Source organism: Gordonia tangerina (assembly GCF_021556435.1).
GTDB lineage: Bacteria > Actinomycetota > Actinomycetes > Mycobacteriales > Mycobacteriaceae > Gordonia > Gordonia tangerina.
In genome coordinates this window covers 311078-327706 of record NZ_JAKGCU010000001.1, presented here as the reverse complement: position 1 = coordinate 327706, position 16629 = coordinate 311078, and the positions used below count along the sequence as shown (strand labels likewise).

General features: G+C 67.2%; 18 protein-coding genes. 9 read left to right on the top strand and 9 right to left on the bottom strand.

Annotated elements, in window-relative coordinates; all coding sequences use genetic code 11:
- Window positions 1-38 precede the first annotated feature (38 nt).
- A complete protein-coding gene (locus tag L1892_RS01485; protein ID WP_235721671.1) occupies window positions 39-647 on the top strand; it encodes a class I SAM-dependent methyltransferase in 609 nt (202 codons plus the stop codon).
- Window positions 648-721: 74 nt separating this feature from the next.
- On the opposite strand, the gene L1892_RS01480 is transcribed toward L1892_RS01485, so the two are convergent.
- Complete coding sequence (locus L1892_RS01480) at window positions 722-1993, bottom strand: GAF domain-containing protein (protein WP_235721670.1); 1272 nt, start codon at window positions 1991-1993, stop codon at window positions 722-724.
- A gap of 100 nt (window positions 1994-2093) precedes the next feature.
- A complete protein-coding gene (locus L1892_RS01475) occupies window positions 2094-2939 on the bottom strand; it encodes a helix-turn-helix domain-containing protein (RefSeq protein WP_235721669.1) in 846 nt (281 codons plus the stop codon).
- A 37-nt stretch (window positions 2940-2976) separates the two neighbouring features.
- On the opposite strand from L1892_RS01475, the gene L1892_RS01470 reads away from it, so the two are divergent.
- Window positions 2977-3555, top strand: a complete 579-nt coding sequence (locus L1892_RS01470) for a TIGR03086 family metal-binding protein (RefSeq protein WP_235721668.1) — start codon at window positions 2977-2979, stop codon at window positions 3553-3555.
- Between the two features lie 6 nt (window positions 3556-3561).
- On the opposite strand, the gene L1892_RS01465 is transcribed toward L1892_RS01470, so the two are convergent.
- Complete coding sequence (locus L1892_RS01465; protein ID WP_235721993.1) at window positions 3562-3807, bottom strand: hypothetical protein; 246 nt, start codon at window positions 3805-3807, stop codon at window positions 3562-3564.
- A gap of 97 nt (window positions 3808-3904) precedes the next feature.
- On the opposite strand from L1892_RS01465, the gene L1892_RS01460 reads away from it, so the two are divergent.
- The 7 genes from L1892_RS01460 to L1892_RS01430 all read left to right on the top strand — a co-directional run bounded on the left by L1892_RS01460 (window position 3905) and on the right by L1892_RS01430 (window position 10385).
- Window positions 3905-4324 carry a YccF domain-containing protein gene (locus L1892_RS01460; protein WP_235721667.1) on the top strand — a complete coding sequence of 140 codons (420 nt, stop codon included), beginning with the start codon at window positions 3905-3907 and terminating at the stop codon, window positions 4322-4324.
- Window positions 4325-4413: 89 nt separating this feature from the next.
- Window positions 4414-5712, top strand: coding sequence for an NAD(P)/FAD-dependent oxidoreductase (locus L1892_RS01455; RefSeq protein WP_235721666.1), 1299 nt, complete (start codon window positions 4414-4416; stop codon window positions 5710-5712).
- Window positions 5713-5924: 212 nt separating this feature from the next.
- Window positions 5925-6767, top strand: coding sequence for a DUF1365 domain-containing protein (locus L1892_RS01450; protein ID WP_235721992.1), 843 nt, complete (start codon window positions 5925-5927; stop codon window positions 6765-6767).
- Window positions 6748-8100 (top strand): class I SAM-dependent methyltransferase, encoded by a 1353-nt coding sequence (locus L1892_RS01445; protein WP_235721665.1) that lies wholly within the window; start codon window positions 6748-6750, stop codon window positions 8098-8100. Before L1892_RS01450 ends, L1892_RS01445 begins: the two co-directional genes overlap by 20 nt.
- Entirely contained in the window at window positions 8097-8921 is an 825-nt protein-coding gene (locus tag L1892_RS01440) for a DUF1295 domain-containing protein (RefSeq protein ID WP_235721664.1), read from the top strand. The genes L1892_RS01445 and L1892_RS01440 overlap by 4 nt, the downstream gene beginning before the upstream one ends.
- Window positions 8918-9604, top strand: a complete 687-nt coding sequence (gene sigK / locus L1892_RS01435) for an ECF RNA polymerase sigma factor SigK (protein ID WP_268899804.1) — start codon at window positions 8918-8920, stop codon at window positions 9602-9604. Before L1892_RS01440 ends, sigK begins: the two co-directional genes overlap by 4 nt.
- On the top strand, window positions 9597-10385 hold the full coding sequence (locus tag L1892_RS01430; protein ID WP_235721663.1) for an anti-sigma factor: 789 nt from the start codon (window positions 9597-9599) through the stop codon (window positions 10383-10385). Before sigK ends, L1892_RS01430 begins: the two co-directional genes overlap by 8 nt.
- A 418-nt stretch (window positions 10386-10803) precedes the next feature.
- Here L1892_RS01430 and L1892_RS01425 read toward each other — a convergent pair whose 3' ends face one another.
- The 6 genes from L1892_RS01425 to L1892_RS01400 form a co-directional block, all read right to left on the bottom strand.
- The gene (locus L1892_RS01425) at window positions 10804-11403 is read right to left on the bottom strand and encodes a CE1 family esterase (protein ID WP_235721662.1); all 600 of its coding nucleotides are present in this window, start codon (window positions 11401-11403) and stop codon (window positions 10804-10806) included.
- A gap of 274 nt (window positions 11404-11677) precedes the next feature.
- Complete coding sequence (locus L1892_RS01420) at window positions 11678-12253, bottom strand: TetR/AcrR family transcriptional regulator (protein ID WP_235721661.1); 576 nt, start codon at window positions 12251-12253, stop codon at window positions 11678-11680.
- 418 nt (window positions 12254-12671) lie between these two features.
- The gene (locus tag L1892_RS01415) at window positions 12672-13313 is read right to left on the bottom strand and encodes an LGFP repeat-containing protein (protein WP_235721660.1); all 642 of its coding nucleotides are present in this window, start codon (window positions 13311-13313) and stop codon (window positions 12672-12674) included.
- A gap of 500 nt (window positions 13314-13813) precedes the next feature.
- Window positions 13814-15340 (bottom strand): ATP-dependent DNA ligase, encoded by a 1527-nt coding sequence (locus L1892_RS01410; RefSeq protein WP_235721659.1) that lies wholly within the window; start codon window positions 15338-15340, stop codon window positions 13814-13816.
- Between the two features lie 140 nt (window positions 15341-15480).
- Window positions 15481-15933: a DoxX family protein gene (locus L1892_RS01405; protein ID WP_235721658.1), complete on the bottom strand. Its 453-nt coding sequence runs from the start codon at window positions 15931-15933 to the stop codon at window positions 15481-15483.
- Between the two features lie 69 nt (window positions 15934-16002).
- On the bottom strand, window positions 16003-16629 hold the full coding sequence (locus L1892_RS01400; RefSeq protein WP_235721657.1) for an MBL fold metallo-hydrolase: 627 nt from the start codon (window positions 16627-16629) through the stop codon (window positions 16003-16005).

Sequence of the window (16629 nt, the reverse complement as noted above, 5' to 3'; positions counted from 1 at the left end):
ATATGTTCGCATAAGGGTCTGACAAGTACGGTCGGAGTATGAACGAGCACACACACGGCGATATGGACGGCGCAGCGGAATGGGACCAGCGGTACAGCAGCGCCGACCGCCTGTGGACCGCCGACGTCAATCCCGCCCTGATCGCGGAGATTGCCGACGTTGCGCCGGGCACCGCGCTCGACGTCGGCTCGGGTGAGGGCGCCGACGCACGCTGGCTGGCCGACCGCGGCTGGCAGGTCACCGCCGTCGACATCTCCCAGGTGGCCATCGACCGCGCCCGTGAAACCGACACCCGGGAGGCGATCACCTGGTTGCGCGCCGATCTCACCGTCGACGAGATCCCCGGCCGCGACTTCGGCCTGGTGTCGCTGCACTATTTCCCGCTCGCCCGCACCGACGAGACCTCGATCCGCAGGATCATCGAGGCGGTCGGGCCCGGTGGTCGACTGCTGATGGTCTCCCATGAGGCCGAGGGCATACGTGCGCACGGACGCAACCCCGACGACTACTTCCAGCCCGCCGACGTCGCCGCCCTGCTCGCAGACGGCTGGACGATACTTACCGACGAGACGCGGGAACGCGGCGTGGCCGCCGGCGGTGGAGCGCACACCCACGATGTGGTGCTACACGCCCGACGCGCCGAATAGTTCTCGTCGAGTGGGCGCCATTTCCCGTCGACTGGGCGCCGTTTCCCGTCGAGTGGGCACAGCGTCCGCGGAATCTAGACGCCGTACCGCTTGTCTAGCAGCCGAATTCGACCACCCACCACAGCCCGATCCGGGTGCCCGGCCGGCAACCGGTGCTCGAGTCGACGCCATGCGACCAGGTCGTCCCGACCATGGGTCGACGACGTCCACTTGCGCAACGTGGTGACCTCCCCCTGCGCGATGAGCCGGGAACGCAGATCCTCACGCAGTTCCTCGAAGAGCTCCACCACACCCGGCGCCGACGATTCGGCGAGCAATCCGCCGCGACCGAGCAGGTCGATGACCCCGCCGAGGTCGCTACCGGCCGCGATACGGTCACGGACCTCGGAGACGTCGGAGGTCAGTTCGACGGTCAGCCGGTAGGGCCGCGACGCCACCACGTCGGTACCCAGATCCCTACGCAGGCGGGAGATCTCGGCCCGCACGGTGACCGGGTCCACCCCGTCCTCGGCGAGCAGCAGCGCGAGTTGTTCGGTGTTGAGCCCTTCCGGGTAAGCCTGCAGGAGCAGCAGGATCTCGGCGTGACGCCGCGACAGGCTGCGCTCGCCCCCGCTCGCCCGCCACATGTAGCCGCCCGCGCCGAGCACCGACAGCCGAGCCCTGCCCTGCGCCGGCGAGAACGTGGTCGGATCAGCGAGGTCGACTGCACGGGATTGCATTTCGCGCTCCACAGCGGCCACCACCGAACGTACCGCGGCCAGCGCGAACGGTGCCGCCACCTCACGTCCGCCGGTCACGTCGATGACACCGATGACGTGGCCGGTGATGGGATCGTGCACCGGCGCGGCGGCACAACTCCATTGCTGGACGGGCCCGGCGAAGTGTTCTGGACCCACCACCTGCACCCCGCGGTCCACCGCCAGCGCCAACCCCGGAGCGTTGGTGCCGACCACTTCCTCGCTCCACAGCGAGCCCTCGACGAAATTGATGTCGGCAGCCCGGTCGCGCGCGTCGGTGGCACCCTCCACCCACAGCAGTCGCCCGGCCTGGTCGGTCAGCGCCACCACCACCCCGGTGTCGGCGATGTCGTCGAGCATCAGCGACTGCACCAGCGGACGCACCGCGGTGATCGGGTGCGCGGCGCGATACTCGGCGAATTCTGCGGCACTCATCGCCGCGGTGTCGTCGTCGGGGACCGCCTCCCCGGGATTCACGCCCCGACTGACCGAACGCGCCCAGGAGTCCCTCACCAACGAACGTACCGAGTCGTCGGCGGGGGCGATGCCGGACAGGAAGTCCTCATACGCCCTGCGGACACGGGAGGACGCCGAGACAGGATCGCTCATCAGCCCTCCGTAATCGGTCTCATCTGCTCCGATCGTGCCGCCCGGAGTGGTGGGGGCAACACGACCCCCGTCCCGCAAGCCTAGCGTGACGCACGTCGCACTAAGAGAATCGTGCGGCAAACTGTCCCGGGGTCATCCCGGTGACGGTGCGGAAGTCACGCACCAGGTGCGCTTCGTCGGCGTAGCCCAGCTCGGCCGCGATCACCGCGAGGGTGGTGTCGGCGCCGCGCAGCCGCTCGGCCGCTTCCTGCAGCCGCCGCCGCTGGATCAGCCACTTCGGGGTCAGCCCGAGTCGCCGTCGGGTCAGTCGCTGCAGGCTGCGTTCGGTGACGTGGAAGCGGTCGCAGATCTGGGTCACCGACGTCACCGACGAGTCACCCTCGACAAACTCGACGATCGCATTGATCAGCAGCCCGTCGTCGTCGACCGGCGCGAACCCACGAATCCACGCCTCCACCAGGTCGGTCGCCTCGTGTTGACGGTCCGGGTCACGCGGGCCCGGCGCCATCACCGCCCGCACGTCGGCGGTGAGCCTCGCTCCGGCCGCGCCGGCGGGTTCGGACAGATCGCCGAATCGGTCGGTCCAGTCCGACACCGCGCCGCCGGTGATCAGTCCCCCGGCAGCCGGGGTCAGCATCGTCCCGATCGCCCAGCCCTCACCCGTGAGCACCGTCTCCGACAACCCGGTCACGACGCCGTAGAACCGCGAGTATTCCGCGGTCACCACCACCAGACACACCGGATATTGCAACACCCGCTGCGGAGCCTCCGCACCCGGCGGGACCGACCAGATCGGCACCCAGAACCGCCTGATCAGGTCGGCGACATCGGGTGCAGGCGCCCAGCGGCCGATCGCGAACGACGTGTCGCCGGGGTCGACGAGGTGGGCACGTTCCACATCGTCGATACGGGTGCCTGCGGGCCGCCCCGAACTGTCGGATTTCATCAATTCTCGCCCCGGTCGGTCTGGTTACCGTTCCATCATGACCACTTCATCGCACACTGCACAGGATTCCGGCACCGACCTCGGTGCCCGCTACCGCCAACTCGCCGACGGTTTCGCCGCCGTCGTGGCCTCGGTGCCCGCCGACGCATGGTCCGCCGACTCGCCGTGCGACGGCTGGACCGCCCGCGACGTCGTCGCCCATGTCATCGACACCCAACGCCAGTTCTTCGACGGCCACGGGATCGACCTCGGCGCGCGCCCGGATCTCGACGACCCGGTGACCGCCTGGCAAACACATGCCGACCGGGTTTCGGAGGCCCTCACCGACCCCGCCGTCAGCGACCGATCCTTCGACGGCCACTTCGGACCCACCACCATCGGCGAAACACTGATGCGTTTCTACGGATTCGACATGGTGGCCCATCGCTGGGATGTGGGCAGCGCCGCCGGCCTCGACGTGCGGTTCAGCGACGACGAAATGACCCTGATGGAGACCGCCGCAGCCGGATTCGGCCCGGCTCTGTACGGCGACGGCGTCTGCAAGCCCGGCGTCGAGGTGGCGCCGGATGCCGACCGGCAGACACGGTTGCTGGCAACGTTGGGGCGACAAGCCTGACCCGCGCTACGGAATCCACCCATTGCGGCGCGGATACCGGGCGCGCAGGAAGCTGTAGAGGTAGGTGCTGAGCAGCAGCACCGTTCCGGTGATGACCGCCGGCCAAAGGAACTGGTTGTTCATGCTGTCGCGCACGGCGGCCACCGCCCACCCGATCGCAAGCAACACCAGCGCGATTGTGGCCAGCATGCGCACAACGAGCACGACGGTGGTCAGCACCGCCCACACCGCTTCACGCCCCCGGTCGGCCATGGCGCCAGGGTAACGGGCCTGCGAACAGATCTCTGTGCGGCCGCCTCGGTTGCCCGACTCCTCGACGCCGGGTCGGCCGGTGGCGGACAATGACGTCATGAAGACCATCCTCAACGTGATCTGGCTCCTGCTGTGCGGCGTGTGGATGGCGATCGGGTATGCGGTGGCCGGGATCATCTGTTGCATCCTGATCATCACCATCCCGTTCGGCATCGCCTCGTTCCGGATGGCCAATTACGCCCTGTGGCCGTTCGGCCGCACCGTGGTCCGCAAACCCACCGCGGGCGCGATGTCGCTGATCGGCAACATCATCTGGCTGATCGTGGCCGGCATCTGGCTGGCCATCGGCCATATCGTGACCGGCCTGGCGATGTGCCTGACGATCATCGGTATCCCGCTGGGTATCGCGAGCTTCAAGATGGTGCCGGTGTCGCTGCTGCCGCTGGGCGCCAAGATCGTCTCCACCGACAGCGACGTCGTCACCGGCGCAGCGCCCGGGCAGCGCCCGGCGTACTGATCTGACGGCGATGACCACCCCGCACGGCTCGGCGGCAGGTCACACGCCACCGCACCCATCCGATCGTGTCCCGGTACCGAACACCGGGCATGAGCAGAACGTCGTTCGGATCAGTGGCCGTGATCGGCAGCGGTGTGGCGGGACTGACCGCCGCGCACCTGTTGGCCGACCACCACACCGTGACCCTCTTCGAAGCCGACGACCGCCTGGGTGGTCACGCGCACACACACGACGTGACGATGCCCGACGGGCAAGTGGTGCCGGTCGACACCGGGTTCATCGTGCACAACGACCGCACCTATCCAACCCTGCTGCGGGTGTTCGACGATCTCGATGTCGCGACCCAGGACACCGACATGTCGATGTCGGTGTCCTCGACGCTCACCGGACTCGAGTACGCCGGGGCATTGGGCGTGGGTGGCCTGTTCCCCACCGCACGCAACCTCACCCGCGGCCGCTACCTGATGATGCTCGGCGAGGTCACCCGCTTCCACCGCAGTGCCCGACGGCTTCTCGACACCCCGGATTCCGACGAGCCGCTGTCGGAGTTCGTGGCTCGCGAACGCTTCTCCCGCTACTTCGTCGACAACTTCCTCGTCCCGTTGGTGGCCGCCGTGTGGTCGTGTGACGCCGACCTGGCCGCAGAGTACCCGGCCCGCTACCTGTTCACCTTTCTCGAGCACCACGGGATGCTCTCGGTGTTCGGCTCACCCACCTGGCGCACGGTGGTGGGTGGTTCGGCCAGTTACGTGGCGAAGATCGCCGATCGGATCGACGCGACCGGCGGCATGGTGCGCCGGAGCACTCCGGTGCGTGCGGTAGAGACCATCGACGATGCGGTGCAGATCAGCACCGATGCCGGCCCCGAGCGGTTCGATGCGGCGGTCGTCGCCACGCATCCGCACCAGGCGCTGAGCATGCTGACCCGACCCACCGCCGCGCAACAACGTGCACTCGGCGCCATCGGGTATTCGATGAAGCGCGCGGTCCTGCACAGCGACACCTCCCTGCTACCGCGGGCGCGCCGTGCGTGGGCATCGTGGAACTACCAGATCCGCTCGGACGGTTCCGATGTCGCCGTCACCTATGACCTGACCCGTCTCATGCGTCTGTCCGCGCGGCAGCCCCGCATGCTGGTCACCATGGGCCGCACCGACCTCGTCGACGAGTCCACCGTGATCGACGAGATGAGCTACGAACACCCCGTGTACACAACCGAATCCGTTGCCGCACAGTCTCTGTTGCCGGATGCGAATACCGACCGCATCGCGTTCGCCGGCGCCTATCACGGCTGGGGATTCCACGAGGACGGGGCGGTGTCCGGGCTGCGTGCCGCACAACACCTCAGCGCGATGCGGCCGGCCGGCGAGCCCGAGGTGTCGGTATGACCGGCAACCGTTTGGCGCCGATCTCCGTCGTTGGCCCACGTCGGTGGTCGAGTAGTTCCCGAGCCGCTAGGCGAGGGGGCGTATCGAGACAACGTGAGGAGACCACGTCTTCCCTCGTGGGACCCTTCGTGACGGCCCTCCGCACGCTCCGGGCCTCCTCAGGGAGCAGCGGCATCAGCTTGGTCCGTGAGGAGCGAGCTTGCGAGCGTCACCTGGTCCCTGAGGAGCGAGCTTGCGAGCGTCACGAAGGGCCACCCACCCCGGCGATCGTCCACACCCGCATCCGCCACGCCCGCACATCGCCGATTCGGCACGCTTTCACCCACCGCAGCGTCGCGTGGCTGATCGATGTCGACCACCCACCCATCACCGGAAAATGGTTGCGGCCCTTCGCACATTTCCGTGCCGCCGACCACTTCGGGCAACCCAGTCACCCCGGCGACACGCTGCGCTCCCGCCTCCACCACCAACTCGCCACCGCCGGCCTCGCACCGCCCTCCGGTCAGGTGGTGGCGCTGCTGTCCCCGCGGGTGGCCGGTCACGTCTTCAACCCACTCAGCGTGTACTGGTGTCATAATCGAGACGGCACGCTCGACCGTGTGGTGGCCGAGGTGCACAACACCTACGGCGAGCGGCACTGCTACGTGGTGACCCCGGATTCCCACGGAGATGCGTTGGTACCCAAGGAGTTCTACGTCTCTCCGTTCAACGACGTGGACGGCACCTACCGGCTCCATGTCCCGCCGCCGCGCGCCGACGGTCGGGTCGCGGTGTCGGTGACACTGCACCGCGACGGCCAGGACCCGTTCACCGCATCGGTCACCGGGCGTGCCCGACCGGCCACCACCGCCGAAATCATCCGCACCCAACTGCGCGCGCCGCTCGCTCCTGTGCTCGTGTCGGCACGCATCCGAATCCACGGAATCCGACTGTGGCTTCGCCGACTCCCGGTCATCCCACGCCCTGCACACCCCGACTCCATGACCGTCTCCGCATGCCCCGCATCCGGCACTCCCGTCTCGCGAAAGGACGACGATGAACGCTCCGCTTCGTGATCTCTCCGGCGACTCCGCCGACCACACCCAGGCCGCAACCGTCGCCGACGACGCCGCCTCCGATCTGACGCCCGCCGAGGCCGCACGCTGGCCCGATGTCGCGCAGCCGCCACGAGGCCGTACCACCGCGATCCGCAGCGCCGCGGCAGCCCGCCTGTTCCGGCATGCCGTCCGTGGCGTGGATGTTCGGGTGGAGATGCCCGACGGCACCGTGCTCGGTGACCACGGCGACCGGGTTTTGCCGCGGATGATCATCCGCCGTCCGACGGAGTTCGCGCGGCGGGTCGGTACCGGCGGGCTGATCGGCTTCGGCGAGTCGTATATGGCCGGCGACTGGACGACCGACGACCTCGTCGGCGTGCTGACCCCGTTCGCCACCCGGGTGGCTCGGCTGGTGCCGCGGCCACTGCAGACACTACGGTCGATCGTACTGCCCAAACATCCAGAGTCAGAGGAAAACTCGACCAAGAACACGCGCCGCAACATCGCGCGTCACTACGATCTGTCCAACGATCTGTTCGCATTGTTCCTCGATGGCACGATGACCTACTCGAGCGCATTGTTCGCCGACCTCGAACGTGGCACACGTCCACCGTGGTCGGATCTGGAATCCGCGCAACACCGCAAGATAGACCGGTTGCTGGATGCTGCGGGTGTGGGCCCGGGCACCCGGGTGCTCGAGATCGGCACCGGGTGGGGTGAATTGTGCCTGCGAGCCGCCGCCCGCGGCGCCACGGTCCGGTCGGTCACCTTGTCGTCGGAACAGCAGTCCCTCGCCCGGGAGCGGGTGGCCGGCGCCGGGCTGGCCGATCGCGTCCAGATCGACCTCTGCGACTACCGCGCGGTGCGGGGCGAGTACGACGCGGTGGTGTCGGTGGAGATGATCGAGGCCGTCGGTGAGAAGTACTGGCCGACCTATTTCCAGACGATCGACCGGGTGCTGGCGCCGGGCGGACGGGTCGCCATCCAGGCGATCACCATGCCGCACGACCGGATGGTCGCCTCCCGCAGCACCTACACCTGGGTGCACAAGTACATCTTTCCCGGCGGACAGTTGACCTCGCTGAGGGCTCTCGACGCGGTGACCCGTCGCCGCACCTCGCTGCGTCTGATCGAAGGTGAGGCGATGGGAGCCCACTACGCCGAGACGTTGCGCCTGTGGCGCGAACGCTTCACCGCCCGTCGCGATGAGGTCGCCGCCCTCGGCTTCGACGCGACGTTCCGCCGCATGTGGGAGTTCTATCTGGCGTACTCGGAAGCCGGTTTCCGCGCCGGCTATCTCGATGTACACCAGCTGGTGTTCGCCCGCGACGCGGTCGAGGACCCGCGATGATCGCCGATACGTCCCCGTGGGCGGCCTTCGGAATCCTCACCGCGGCAGCGCTGATGTTCCTGCTGGTCTTGCACGTCGTCACGATGGCGATCGGCCATCGCATCGGCCGCTACAACGTGGTAGACGTGTCGTGGGGCCTCGGCTTCGTCGGGATCTCCTGGCTAGCGCTGATCCTCGGCCCCGGCGACGCGACTCGCCGGTGGCTGCTCGCGGCGTTGGTGACCGTGTGGGGCCTGCGGCTGAGTTGGCACATGTACCAGAAGTCGGCCGGCAAGGGTGAAGATCCTCGCTACACCGAGATGCTGGAACGCTCCGGCGGTACCGAGATCGGCATTGTGGCCCGCAAGATCTTTGCCACGCAGGGGATCTCGCAGTGGTTCGTGTCGCTGCCGATCCAGGTGTCGGCGGTGGTCGACGCCACCGCAGGCGTCTGGACGATTGTGCTGGTGGCCGGGGTCGTCCTGTGGCTGTTGGGTTTCACGTTCGAGGCAGTCGGCGACGCCCAGCTGAGGCGGTTCAAGGCCGACCCGGCGAACAAAGGAAAGATCATGGACCGCGGCCTGTGGTCGTGGACACGGCATCCCAACTATTTCGGCGACTCCAGTGTCTGGTGGGGTGTGTGGCTGATCGCCGCGAGCAGTTGGCCCGGCGTACTGACGGTGCTGTCGCCGGTTGCGATGACGTATTTCCTCGTCTTCGCCACGGGAGCCCGGCTGCTCGAAGAATCGATGAGCAAGCGACCGGGCTATCCCGAGTACCAGCAGCGCACGTCCTACTTCCTGCCCCGCCCGCCGCGGGCGGGGTCGGAGTCGACACCATGACCGTGCTCGCCCCCGGCGGGTCGGCGCCCGTTCGGGTATCCACCGGGAAGTCGTTGAGGGTCGGCCGCCCGCCTACTAGGCTGATCGTCGATGACGACCGAGTGTGCGCGGTGACCGCAGATCCCGCATCCGACGTAGCCGTACTGCCGGCCCTGCTCGATCGGATCGCGACCGGCGACTCCGAGGCCTTCGCACGCTTCTACGACCTCACCTGCGACCGCGTGTACGGCATGGTGTTGCGCGTCCTACGTGACCCCGGGTTCAGCGAGGAGACCACCCAAGAGGTGTTCTTGCAAGTGTGGCGTTCGGCGCGGTCGTTCGATCCCAACGCCGGATCGGCACTGTCCTGGCTGATCACCCTCGCCCACCGTCGTGCCGTCGACCGGGTGCGCTCGGAATCGGCGGCCAGCCGACGTGACGTCAACTACGGGCTGGCGGGCATCCCGTCGACCTTCGACGAGGTCACCGAGGCCGTCGAATCCCGGGAGGTCACCCGTGAGGTACTCGGCTGTCTGCAGACCCTGACCGAGGTGCAGCGTCAGTCGGTGGACCTCGCCTACTACCACGGCCTGTCGTATCGAGAGGTCGCCGAACGGCTCTCCGTAGCGCTGCCGACCATCAAGTCGCGTATCCGCGACGGCCTCAAGCGGCTACGACAGTGTCTGGGGGATCGTGATGCGTGACGACGAACTCCTCGACCTGGCTCCCGCAGTGGGCCTCGATGCGGTGGAATCGGCCGAACTCGACGATCTGCATCGCAGACTGGATGCCGAGGCACCCGAGGTCCGCGCGGCGTTCGACCGGCAGGTGGCCGCCACCCGAGAAGCAATGGCCGGCATCAGCCACCTCACCGCGACCGCTCCCCCGGAGACACTGCGCGAGCGGGTCCTCGCGGCCGCGCGAGCCGAGGCCGAGCGCGTGACCACCGGCCCGGAGGTGACCCCGCTGCGGGCTGCTCCCGCCCCCGCCGGCGAGCTTCACGCTGAGCGGCCCGGCGCATCGGTCACCCCGCTGCATAGCCGGCGTCGGTTGATGTACGCCGCCGCCGCTGCCGTGGTGGCGGTCGCCGTCGGCGCCGTCGGCTGGGTGATCGGCGTCGCCACGACCGACACCACCTCACCACCCACCGCCGAGCAGGTGTTCGCAGCCAAGGACGTGCGCACCTCATCCGGCGATGTGGCCAGCGGCCGCGCGACCGTCACCTACTCGCCGACCGCCGACGCAGGGGTGCTGGTGATGAACGATGTGCCGCCGCCTGCGCCGGGCACGGTCTACCAGATGTGGCTGGTCGGACCGACCGGCGAGACGTCGGCGGGCACGATGACCGACGAGGACGTCGCGCCTTCGACCACCGCGGTCATCAAGGATCTCGGCGATGCCACCGCGCTGGCCTTCACCGTCGAGCCGCCCGGCGGTTCGACGCAGCCGTCCGGCCCGTTCGTGGCCGAGTTGCCCCTGACGTAGACCGTCACCACGTGTGCTCCGTGATCCGACGATGCGCGCGAGTCAGGCTGGGCAGTGCGGCCAAGACCGACCGCGAACGCCGGTCACCGAGCTCGTGCAGAACGAAAAAGCGCGACTGGTGTGGGAAACGACGTCCGGCGGTAGCTTGGATGCGGCGGATGCATTGCGCCAAATGGACGTATAGCCCGACGTCGCAGGTTATTTCACAAACCGTCACGCATCCATCGGCCCGCGCAGCGGATGCGCCCGGAAGAAATCCCAGATGATCGCGGTGGCGCTGATCGACTGGGTTATCGGGCCGGTGATCTGCGTGGGCACGAGAGCCGGGTCGCCGCCCGGCCAGGTGTGGCCGCCGCCATAGATGGTGTAGAGCTCGACCGAACTGTCGGGTGCACATGCATACGACGTTCGCGCAACATCATGCGTGATCTGCTTCGTGGTCGGGGTGGATGCGCAGCCGTTGCGTCGCGCCCAGGCAGCGGTTTGGGCCCGGGATGCTTGCCGCGTTGGGGACCAGTTGTGGATGTTTGTCCTCCCGCATCTGCCGGCCGATGGTTCGTAGTGTTCCGTCCGGCGCCGGCAGCTGCATGCCACGGGACCCGGTTCCGCCTGTGTAGGAGAGGATCTCGTCACCTGTACCGTGGAAGGCGACGACCGGAACGTCCCGGGCGGGCCGGCACCACGTGAAGTCCTGGAGACCCGACACTGGCGCGACGGCAGCGAATCGGTCGGCGAGTTGGCAGGCGACCGACGAAGTGGTGAAGGCGCCCATCGACAGTCCGGTCATGTACACCCGGCGTTTGTCGATGCACAGCGTCTGCTCGACGTGGGTCAGCATCTCGGACAAGAACGCGATGTCTGCACTGTTCTTGCGGTAGTCCCACTTCGGCGGCAGGACATGAGTTTCCGGCACTATCACCGCGAATCCGTGCCGTGCCCCGTACGCGCCCATCCCGCTCCACGCGTTCTGCATGATGCCGGGCTGCAGGTATCCGTGGACGTCGAACACCACGGGCATGGGTGTTCGTGCCGCGACGTGGGGAACCTCTTGGAGATAGTCTCCCGATCTGCCGGCGGCCGAGAAGGCGTGGACGGACGTCCCCGCCGGGGCGGCGGTTCGGCACCCAGACGATGGTACCGGGGCGTCGGTACTGGTGCGGACGGCCGGAGTTGCAGATGCGGACGCATGCGTCGTCATCACCGCCACGACCACCGCGAAGAGCACGCTCGCGACGCGTACTACCGAGTACGTGAACATCGTCGGCCTCCTGTGATTTCCCTTGTGCACCGCACTAATCGGAGAGCATTCCGCCGAGCAGCCGGTCGGCCATGGCGAGTAGTCGATCGGCCATCGCCTCCGGGTCGAGAGGATCGTCGCTCTCGTCGAGCCATTGCGTGAAAACCGAAAAGCATCCACCGACGACGAATGTGGCGTCGTCGCCGCTCGCGAGCGCGAGGTGTCCGCCGGGACGATCCCGCAGGGCGGCCACCGCCGCGAGCACGGCCTGCTTCGCCGGGTAGGCGCACGGGCCGGTGCCGACGGCACGGTAGAACTGCCGGTAGCGCGCGAGGTGACATGTCGCCAGCAGGGTCATCGCACGCCAGTCCTGATCGTCGCAGTCAATCAACTGCGGGAACACCTCCCGCTCGATCAGGTCGACGCCGGCAGCGACGATCAGCGCATCCCGGTCGGTGAAATGCGAATACACGGCTTGTCGGCTGAGGTCGGCAGTCTCGGCCAGCTCGGTCAGTGACACCGCCGTCGTCCCCCGCTCCGACACCACCCGCACCGCAGCGTCGAACAACGCGGCACGGGAACGACGGACACGGCGATCAACCGTGGAATCGACTGTGACCTGCCCCCGCATGTCAGTGACAGTAGATCCGGGCCACATCAATTGCAACTGTTAACTAATTGACAGTTGTCATTCTTTGGGCCCGGTATCTCACCGCCAACAATCCTTCTTCTTCCGCACAGCACCGCCACAAAAAGCTCAACGGTGTACCGTCGCGCGGTCGAGGTCGGCTCGATCGGCGCGGTGGCGGCCCACCTGCGTCCCCGCATCATCGGGGCCATCGAGAGCAGCTCGAACTGGTCGGATCATGAGGAACGCGCGGCTACCTGCTGATCGTCGGCGACCCGGGCCGACGCCGGCCCGGGTCCATGCTCGGCGCCACCCGCTCCGCACGGTGCTGGCTGAGCGCGGTGGCAGATGGGTGACGCCGAGCTCGCACCCGAGCCGGCATTGCTGTCACGTCGACCCGGGCGCACCCTACCCGTGTGAGTTACTGGGTCGGTACGACCTCACCGTTGACGGTGACCTCGACGGTGTCGGTCGCCGAATCCCAGGTGATCTTGCCGTGCTCGAAGGTGGATTCCTTGACTCCGGCGTTGTCGGTTTCGTCGCTGGTCGCGGTGCCCAACGGTCCGCTGGACCCGCCCTCACCGTCAGGGGACGGCATGCCCGCGTCGTCGCGCTTGACGTTCCAGGCGTCGCGGATCTTGCCCCAGGTGATGTACGCGGGTGTGCCTTCGTCGTCGTTCGCGGCGGTGATGACTCCACCATCGAACTGCTGGAACACCACGCCGTTATCACTGCTGCCCGACGCGTCTTCGCCGGTCAGCGGTGCGCCGAGATCCTGCTTCTGCTGCTCGGTGGCGGACTGGTACTTGGCCGCGATCGGTCCGGTCAGCGTGACGGTCGAACCATCTGCGGCGGTGAGGTCTACGCTTCCCGACTCGGCACCGCTTGCTTCGGCTGCTCCGCCGGCCGCACCGGAAACGTCACTGGCCGCGCCGGCCACCACCGACGACGCCGCATCGGTCACATCACCGGCGTCGGTGTCGTCGCTGCAACCTGCCACGATCAGGGTGGCCGCCGCGAGCGCCGCAGTCACACCGGTCGCGCGTCGAACGATCTGCTTCATGATTTCCTTTCGGTTTTCGGAAGCATTCCGAAAAGACACACGTAGTTTGCGCGTCCCGCCCGGCAGCCTATCCAGACGCGAGCGAAGATATGGGGATTACCACGCATCGTTTCCCAATCTCCGCAGTCCATTGAGACAATGTGCCACCCAGACGACGTCTGCCAGACGAGATGCGGACGGTCACAGTCTATTTGCATTCACACACAAATGTCCGGTTCGCTGACTTCAGCCAACTCCACGACCGTCCGAGTACGCTGCGCGGATTGAATTCAATGATCTGGCGTCTTAAACCTGCTAGTGTCCCGCGTCGGAAATTCGTTTCATGAGTTCGGCGGTCCAGGTGGATGCATCGCGAGGCGGCGGAGGAGCAGGTACTGGATGTACCTGCGACGACGCCAACGAAGCGAGGCGGCGCCTGGGCGTCGAAATCATCAACGAATTTCCGACGCGGGACACTAGCTGGTCAGCGCGCACCCAACAAGCGGCTGACGCCCACTCGACTACGAATCCGGCAGCAACGCGCGGATCGCCTCGACTGTGTCTGCCTCGTCGACAGTCTTGTCGGGCCGATAGCGCACGACTCGCGCGAATCGCAGTGCCACACCGCCGGGATAACGTGAACTGCGTTGCACGCCATCGAGTTCGATCTCCACCACGATCTCGGGCCGAAGGTAGACGGTGTACGAGTCTCGATGACTCTCGTGCTTCGGGAATTCGTCGGTCTGCCACTGCAGCAGCTTGTCGGTGAGGCCCTTGAAGGTCTTGCCGACCATGATCGGCGGGCCGCCGTCTGGGTCGCGTGCACCGAGGTGCAGGTTCGACAAGAAGCCGGTGCGGCGCCCCGATCCCCACTCCGCGCCGAGCACCACCAGGTCGAAGGTGTGCACGGGTTTGACCTTCTGCCAGGCCTTCCCGCGTCTCCCCGCCGCATACGGTCCGGCGAGCGATTTCACCATCACGCCTTCATGGCCTGCGGCGAGCGCCGCGTCCAGATGGCTCTGCGCCTCCTCGACGGTGGGGTTGACCACCGACGGGATGCGCAGGTCCGCCGCGAGTGCGGTCAAGGTATCGAGCCGTTCGGTCAGTGGCCGGTCGATCAGATCGACCCCGTCGAGGTGCAGACAGTCGAAGAAGAACGGGCGCAGCAGCGCAGCCGGATCGTCGTCGGCCACTCCGGCCGACCCGAAACGACTCATGGTGTCCTGGAAGGGACGCGGACGTCCGTCGGCGTCCAGGGTGAGCGTCTCACCGTCGAGGATGACTGCGTCGCAGGGCAACTGGCGCGCCACCTCGACGATGTCGGGGACCGCGGAGGTGATGTCACGCAGGCTCCGGGTGTAGACCGACACCTCGTCCCCGCGACGATGCACCTGCACCCGCGCTCCGTCGAGTTTGAAGTCCACCACCACATCCGGGCCCAGCGTGACGACGGCGTCGGCCAGCGAATCGGCTGGTGTCGCCAGCATCGGCGCCACCGCCCGCCCTACCTGCAAGCCCACGGCCGCGAGCGCATCGGCTCTGCCGTGCACGGCAAGCGAAGCGGTCTCCGGCAGTGAACCGGTCAGCATGTGGGCGCGACGCACGAGGTCGAGCGGCTGCCCCGAGGCCGACGCGATCGCATCGACCATCACGCCGGCCAGCGCACCCTGTCGGAGTTCACCGGTCATCAGGCGACGCAAGAAACCCTGCTCGGCTTCGGTGGCGGCACCGAACATTTCGATCAGCAAGTCCTTGCGCAGCGTCGCCGACCCCGGACCGTGCGCTCCGGCCAGCCGATCGAATACCTCGTCGACACCGTCAACAGTCAGCGTGGGTTCACCGGCAGGCGCCCCGCCCATCGACGACAGGGAACGCCAGCCCACTCCGAGACGCCCCTGTCCGATGACCCCGGACAACCACGCGACCACGGTGGGGATCTCGTCGGCGGTGGCCTCGTCGAGCAGCGCCCCGAGTACGGCGGTCTTGGTCTTGCGTGACCGCGTCGCGGCGACCGCTGCCGACGTCTCGACCACCCGCGCGAGTTTCATGGTCGTGCTGTCCCACCGTCGATCAGGTCCGCGTCACCATCGGCTAATCGACCCACGGTGCCACGATACCGGTTGGCACCGCGTCAACGGCCTCCGATCACTGTGCACGCACCCAACCACGCCGTCGCAGCGCAACGATGCTACGAGACCGGCTCGGCCAGCGAACGATCCGCGGACGGCTCGCTGCGATCGGGCGATCGGTTCAGCAGGTTGTCCATGGCGAGCCTGCCCGAACCGATGAACGCCAACAGGAACAGGGCCCAGCAGAACAGCGCCGCGGAATCCCCGTCATTCTGGATCGGGAGCAGTCCGTCGCCCTGATGCTTCCAGAAGTAGGCCACCGCCATCGATCCGGAGCCGATCAGGGCGGCCACCCGGGTCTGGAGTCCGAGCATCACCAGCAGCCCACCGACCAGCTGGATCGCTCCGGCCCACCACGATGGCCAGGCACCGAATGCCGCGGTGTCGCCCCCGTAGGGGGCGACCGGCCACCCGAGCAAGGTTGACGTTCCGTGACAGAAGAAGACGAACCCCACAACGATGCGGAATGCGGCGATGACCCACGGGGCGAGACGCTCTAGATAGGTAAGCATTGCCTAACTAGAGCACCTCGCGGGCGCGAGTTCCATACCCGTCCGCATGTTGTGGGCCATCCCACAACGTCAGCTGCCCCGCTTGATCCACTCCTCGAGGTGCGGCGATTCGGTGCCGACGGTAGTGCCGTCGCCGTGCCCGGTGTAGACCTTGGTCTCCGGATCGAGCGAGAAGATCTTCTCCTGGATCGATGCGATGATCGTCGGGAAGTCGGAGTAGGACCGGCCCGTCGCTCCCGGCCCGCCCTGGAACAACGTGTCTCCGGAGAACAGCACCCCGGCCTCCGGCACATGGATCACCGACGACCCCGGCGAGTGTCCGGGTGTGTTGATCACCGTCAACGAGGTGCCGGCGACCTGCACCGTCTGACCGTCGGTCAAATCCTGATGGGAGACATCAGGATGCGTCTCGTTCCACAACATGTCGTCACCCGGGTGCAGCAGGATCGGAGCGCCGGTGGCCTCGGACAGTTCCGGTGCGACCGTGATGTGATCGTTGTGGCCGTGGGTGAGCAGGATCGCTTTCACGGTACGGTCTCCGACCACATCCAGGATCGGGGCGGCCGAGTGAGCGGCGTCGATGATGACGACCTCGGAATCGTCGCCGACGATCCAGATGTTGTTGTCGACATCCCAGGATCCGCCGTCGAGCTCGAATTTGCCTGAGGTGACCACGTTCTCGATGTTCAACGTCAT